Source organism: Micromonospora radicis (assembly GCF_003583405.1).
GTDB lineage: Bacteria > Actinomycetota > Actinomycetes > Mycobacteriales > Micromonosporaceae > Micromonospora > Micromonospora radicis.
Window position 1 is genome coordinate 1 of record NZ_QXEC01000056.1, and the last position, 5,457, is coordinate 5,457.

The 5,457-nt window shown below is 69.2% G+C and carries 4 protein-coding genes; all 4 read left to right on the top strand.

Features of this window, described 5'->3' with window-relative positions; all coding sequences use genetic code 11:
* The first annotated feature begins 1,092 nt into the window (after positions 1-1,092).
* The 4 genes from D2L64_RS26850 to D2L64_RS26865 all read left to right on the top strand — a co-directional run bounded on the left by D2L64_RS26850 (position 1,093) and on the right by D2L64_RS26865 (position 5,139).
* Positions 1,093-1,980, top strand: coding sequence for a replication-relaxation family protein (locus tag D2L64_RS26850; RefSeq protein WP_119579987.1), 888 nt, complete (start codon positions 1,093-1,095; stop codon positions 1,978-1,980).
* A 384-nt stretch (positions 1,981-2,364) separates the two neighbouring features.
* Positions 2,365-3,273, top strand: coding sequence for a DUF2637 domain-containing protein (locus tag D2L64_RS26855; protein WP_119579989.1), 909 nt, complete (start codon positions 2,365-2,367; stop codon positions 3,271-3,273).
* Complete coding sequence (locus D2L64_RS26860; RefSeq protein ID WP_407663195.1) at positions 3,270-3,776, top strand: hypothetical protein; 507 nt, start codon at positions 3,270-3,272, stop codon at positions 3,774-3,776. The genes D2L64_RS26855 and D2L64_RS26860 overlap by 4 nt, the downstream gene beginning before the upstream one ends.
* A complete protein-coding gene (locus D2L64_RS26865) occupies positions 3,667-5,139 on the top strand; it encodes a tyrosine-type recombinase/integrase (RefSeq protein ID WP_119579988.1) in 1,473 nt (490 codons plus the stop codon). Before D2L64_RS26860 ends, D2L64_RS26865 begins: the two co-directional genes overlap by 110 nt.
* Positions 5,140-5,457: the final 318 nt, after the last annotated feature.

The following is a 5,457-nucleotide window of genomic DNA, read 5'->3' on the forward strand; positions in this document are numbered from 1 at the left end:
CTGTCGGGGCGGGCCTCGTCCGCCGGTCCGCCCTTGCTGTGGCTGGTCCCGGCGAGGACGGCGAGGAGCACCGAGGTCGGCATGCGGATTCGGCGGCTGGGAAGCGGCGACGTGACTCTGACCGGTCTGTCGGCGAGAGCATCGTCTCGTAATGTGAGATATCTGATCCGGCTGGTCAAGATTTTTGCGCCTGTTTCGGCCGGGATTCCGTGCTACTGGGTGCCAGTGCGGGTTGGCGGGTGCCATTGCGTCCGGCTGGGTCTGGGGAATGTCGTGATCGGTTGCTGGTGATGCTGGTTGACAGGGTGTTGCTGGCGGAGGCGTACTGGAACGTACGTGACCGCGTGGCGGTCTGCCCGCCGGGTTGATCGGCCGGTTTGGTGACGTTCCTTTGGGAGCGCTGCCGGTCGTTCGGGGCTGGGGTGGGCGGGCCGTCGATGGTTCTGGGTGACAGGGGGTTCGCGATGAAGGATCTTTCTCCGGCTGGTTGAGCCGAAGCTCTATCGGGCCGTGGTGATGCTGCGGCTCCCAGAGCATCTGCCCCAGGCCGAGATGAGCCTGTGCCGGCGTGGCCGCTTGCCGCCCTGCTCCGCTGCTACGGCTACCGCTGTTCCTGCTGCCGCGACCGCCAATCTGGTGCTCGTGTCGGTCGTTGCTGCCCTGATCTGCCTTCACGGGTCGGCCGGTGCGCCGGTCGGTGTGTCCGTTGACAACTCCACAGTGCGCTTTCGGTGGCCCACCGCACTCGCCTGTGGCTGCGGTACCCCTGCGAGGTCGTGACTGTCGTCGTCTTTTCTCATCCTATTGATCAAGGAGTAGTTGTGTTCGTCGTTCATCTCGTCGTTCCGCGCCCCCGGTTTGGTACCGGTGGCGGTGACAGATTTCGTTTCAGTGCCCGTTGCGGGGTCCTGGTTGGCGTCCGGGTTGAGGTCGGTCTTCAACCGGACGCCGGGACGGACCCCCTGTTCCGTCTTACACCGCAGGTCAGGCTGGCTGTCGACGCGGTCGGCTTGTCCTGCGACAGACCCTGCCTGGTCTCGGGTCTCTCCCCCTGGGGCTGGGTATTCCGCACAAGGAAGGAGGTGATGGCCGGTGGATGATCCGGTCCTTCGGGTCCAGTCCCAGCTCACCGGCCGTGACCGTGTGCTGCTGGGCTGGTTGTACGACCACGGGGTGTTGACCTCGTTCCAGATCGCGCACGCCCTGTTCCCATCCCTGGACTTCTGCCAGCGTCGGTTGCGGACGTTGTATCGGTTGCGGTTGGTGGGGCGGTTTCGGCCGCAGCGCGCTGATGGTGGCTCGTACCCGTATCACTACGTCATCGACCAGCTCGGCGCGGAGGTCGTGGCCGCGGGTCGTGATGAGCGTCCGCCTCGGCGTGATCATGCTCGGGTGGAGCGGCGGCGCTGGACGTCGAGCCGCACGCTGGAGCATCGGCTCGGGGTGAACGGTTTCTTCACCGCTCTCGCGGGTTACGCCCGGACCCATCCTGATGCCCGGCTGGGGGAGTGGTTGTCGGAAGCGGGATGCCAGCGGTCGGGGGTGTTCACCAGTCCGGGGGATCCGGCTCTGGTGCGCGCCTATCAGCCTCGGGTACGCCCCGATGGCTATGGCCTGTGGGCTTCGGGTAGCACGGTGGTGCCGTTCTTCGTGGAGTACGACACCGGTGGTGAGCCGCTGTCGGTGCTGGTCCGCAAGCTGGTCGGTTACCGGGAGTGGTTCGCCGCGATGGGGCGGGTGTGGCCGGTGCTGTTCTGGCTGCACTCGGCCGCCCGGGAGCGGAACCTGCGCCAGATGTTGGCGCAGACGCCGCCGTTGGTGCTGGTCGCTACCGGTGCCCGCGACCACGCCGCCACGGCGGGCCTGTGCCCCGCCGAGGCGGTGTGGGCCATGGCCGGCGGGGACGGACAACGATCCACGCTCGCCGACCTGGCGGCGTGGGTCATCGACGACCGCGACCTGACTTCGGAGACCGCGTGATCGACGACAGATTGCCGGACGCCGTCCACACACGGTCGGCGTGCGAGACCGAGCTTCGGCGGTTCTGTCACTGGTCTGTCAGCGTCCTAGCGGGGGTGGCTGACAGGCGGGTGACAGCCCCGGACAGCCCTGACGGTGACGGGGCCGAGGTACCGTCCCGACCTCCGTGCGGTCGGTCCGCGGTCCGCGTCTGGGCCGGTCCGCTCATGGTCCCGGACCGGCATGTCGGGACCGCACGTCCGCTCGTCCGGTCCGCGCGAGATGTGGGTGGACCGGGTGTGCGTGTGGTCCGGTCCGGGAAGGTGGTCCGCCACGACACCACCAGGTGACCCGGACACGGGTCCGGCACGTAACCGGGCCGAGGGCGTCCTTCAAGTCGTGATCATGCTCGCGATTGGTGGGGCGGCTGGTGCGGCCAGCTTCACCCACGTTCATAACGTGGCTGCCGCTCATGGTCAGCCGGGCTGGTTGGCGTGGGCGGACGCGATCGTGCTGGAGTTGATGTCCATCGCCTCCGGCCTGGAACTCCGCCGCCGCAAACGGGCCGGGGTGTCGACGGTGTTCCCGGCGGCGGTGCTGGCGTGCGCGGTGACGTTGTCCCTTGCCGCGCAGGTCGTGGAGGCGGAGCCGTCCCCGATCGGCTGGATCGCCGCGGCTGTGCCGGCGCTCGGGTTCCTGGTCATGGTCAAGATCGCCCTCGGCTACACCGACACCACACCCACTCCCACCCACTCCGGAACCGCCGCACCCATCGGTCCGTCGGCGGACCAGTCCACCCCCATCGACCCCGCCCGGTCCGGCGGGGACCGCGACGCCCCGTCCACCCCACCATCCGCAGACCCGTCTATCCCCGCGTGGACCGTCCCCGACACCACCGCCCGCCACCCCGACAACGGACCGGACGGTCCCCGTCCCCGTTCCGGCGGACCGGTCCGCCGAGGCCGGTCATCACGGCGCGGACCGTCCCCCCACCCCACCGAAGCCGAAGAGCTACTTCCCGCCGCGCGGCGCGCTCAGGAGCGTCTCGCCGCGCAGGGGCAGCCGTTGACCCGGACCGCCCTGGCCGCAGCGCTGCGCGCTGCCGGGCACACCGTATCGAACAAGCGAGCTTCCCAGTTGCTGAAGATCCTCAAAGCCGAACGACATCCGACGCCCTCAACCCCAGCCGGGCAGCCACCTGATCCGGCCGACGGCAGCACGCCACCGGCAACACCGGAACTCTCCACCGCCACGACCACCAGCTCGCCTATCCCTCAACCGCCCGCACCGCAGTCAGGAGATCCGACACCATGAACGCCGACACCACTCCCACCCGTAGCACCCGGCCGACCAGCCCACACCACCTGTCTACCGGGGTGCCGTGGACCGCTGAGCGGATCCGCGCGCTCGGTGCCGCCACCACCCTGCCCACCGCCGCGGCGGTCCTCGGTATCAGCCGGTCCCAGGCATACCGCCTCGCCGCCACCGACACCTTCCCCGCCCCGCTGATCCGGGCCGGCAGCCGCATCATCGTCCCGGTCGCCGGCCTCCTGCGACTCCTCCTCCTCGACAACCCCGCCCCGGATCCCGACGGTGGCCGGCGACTTGATCCGGTCGGGGTGTCGAGCGTGGATGCAACGACCCCGCCACCAGCGGACTACACCACCACCGCTGGCGGCACCACGTCGAGCACCCAGGAGACGACCAGTGAAAGGCACCATCTTCAAACGCTGCGGCTGCCGCGACACCACCACCGGCCGCCGCCTCGGACGTTCCTGTCCCCAGCTGCGCCGGCCTGGCGGCGGTTGGTCCCGTAATCACGGGCAGTGGCACTGGCAGATCGAAATCCCCGCCCGAGCCGACGGCACCCGCCGCCCACTGCGCCACGGCCCCTACGCGACCCAGGCCGACGCCGACGTGGTCCTGGACCGTATCCGCGCAGCGCTGGCCGTCCCCGACGCCAGCGACCAGCACGTCATGGTCAAGACCGGGGACCTCATCGAGACCGCCGTCAAGACCGGCGCACCCGTCCCCACCCCCGACCAGGTCCGCCGGACCCTGCACCTGGACATCACCCCCACCGAACTCCCCACCATGGCCGTATACCTCACCGACTGGCTCGCCGGACGCAAGAACATCAAGAAAGGCACCCTGCGCTCCTACGAGGGACACATCCGCCTCTATCTGATCCCGCACCTCGGGCACCTGCGTATCGACCGGCTCCGCCCGGGTCACATCGACGCCATGTACGAGGCCATCGCCGAGCGCAACACCACCATCGCCACCCTGCGCGCCAGCCGAGACCAAAGCAAACGCGACCAGGTCAAGAACCAGCGGGTCGTCGGCCCGAGGACGATGCACGTCATCCACGCCACCCTGCGCAAGGCCCTCAACGACGCGATGCGCCGCCACCGCTACCTCGACCTCAACCCCGCCCTCCTGGTCGAGCTACCCCGCGCCCGGGCACCCAAGCCCACCGTGTGGACCGACCAACGCGTCCGCACCTGGCGCGACACCGGCACCACCCCGAGCCCGGTCATGATCTGGACCCCCGAACACACCGGCCGGTTCCTCGACCACACCCACGACGCAGGCGACCGGCTCTACGCCCTCTACCACCTCATCGTCTTCACCGGCCTCCGCCGAGGCGAAGCCTGCGGCCTGCACTGGGACGACCTCGACCTCGACGCCGCCACGCTCACTGTGCGCTGGCAACTCGTCCAACAAGGCTGGGCCACCGCCATCGACACCCCGAAGACCACCGACAGCGAAGCCACCATCGCACTCGACACCGAAACCGTCGCCGTTCTCCGCGCCCACCGGGCCCGCCACCACCGCGAACGCCTCGCCGCCGGCACCACCTGGACCAGAACCGGCTTGGTGTTCACCACGCCCACCGGCGGCCGGCTCCACCCCGCCGACGTCACGGACCACTTCCACCACCTCGCCACCCAAGCCGGACTACCACCCATCCGACTCCACGACCTCCGCCACGGCGCCGCCACCATGGGCCTCGCCGCCGGCGTCCAGATGAAAGTCATCTCCAACCGACTCCGCCACTCCAGCCCACACTTCACCGCCAAGTTCTACGGCGACGTCCTCCCCGAACTCTCACACGCCGCCGCCGAAGCAACCGCATCGGTCGTCCCACGTCGGCACGGCGCAACGAGGCCGGCGTAGTCCGCACGAGCCTGTGCACCCATCGTCAGCAGCCAGCCGGCGGCATCGCCGGCTGGCTGCTGCGCCAACGACTTGACCTTCAGGAAGAGTTAAGACTGGATCGTTGCAGCCATCGCCGCTGGGCCGCATAACCCTGCGACCAGCACATCGAACAACACGCCCAGCCGGGCGACTCGCACGGGAGAGGCGGGTCTGCTGCACCGATAGGTGACAGGTGTAGTCACGCGGCCTGACTGGCCGGTGGGGTCATGATGGTCTCGAACTCGACAGGGGTCAACCGGGCGAGGGACCGTTGGCGTCGGCGGCGACGAGGCCCTA

Excerpts from the sequence above, each read along its gene's own strand:
- D2L64_RS26855 (WP_119579989.1), top strand. The coding sequence starts at position 2,365 with ATGCTCGCGATTGGTGGGGCGGCTGGTGCGGCCAGCTTCACCCACGTT.
- D2L64_RS26860 (WP_407663195.1), top strand. The coding sequence starts at position 3,270 with ATGAACGCCGACACCACTCCCACCCGTAGCACCCGGCCGACCAGCCCA.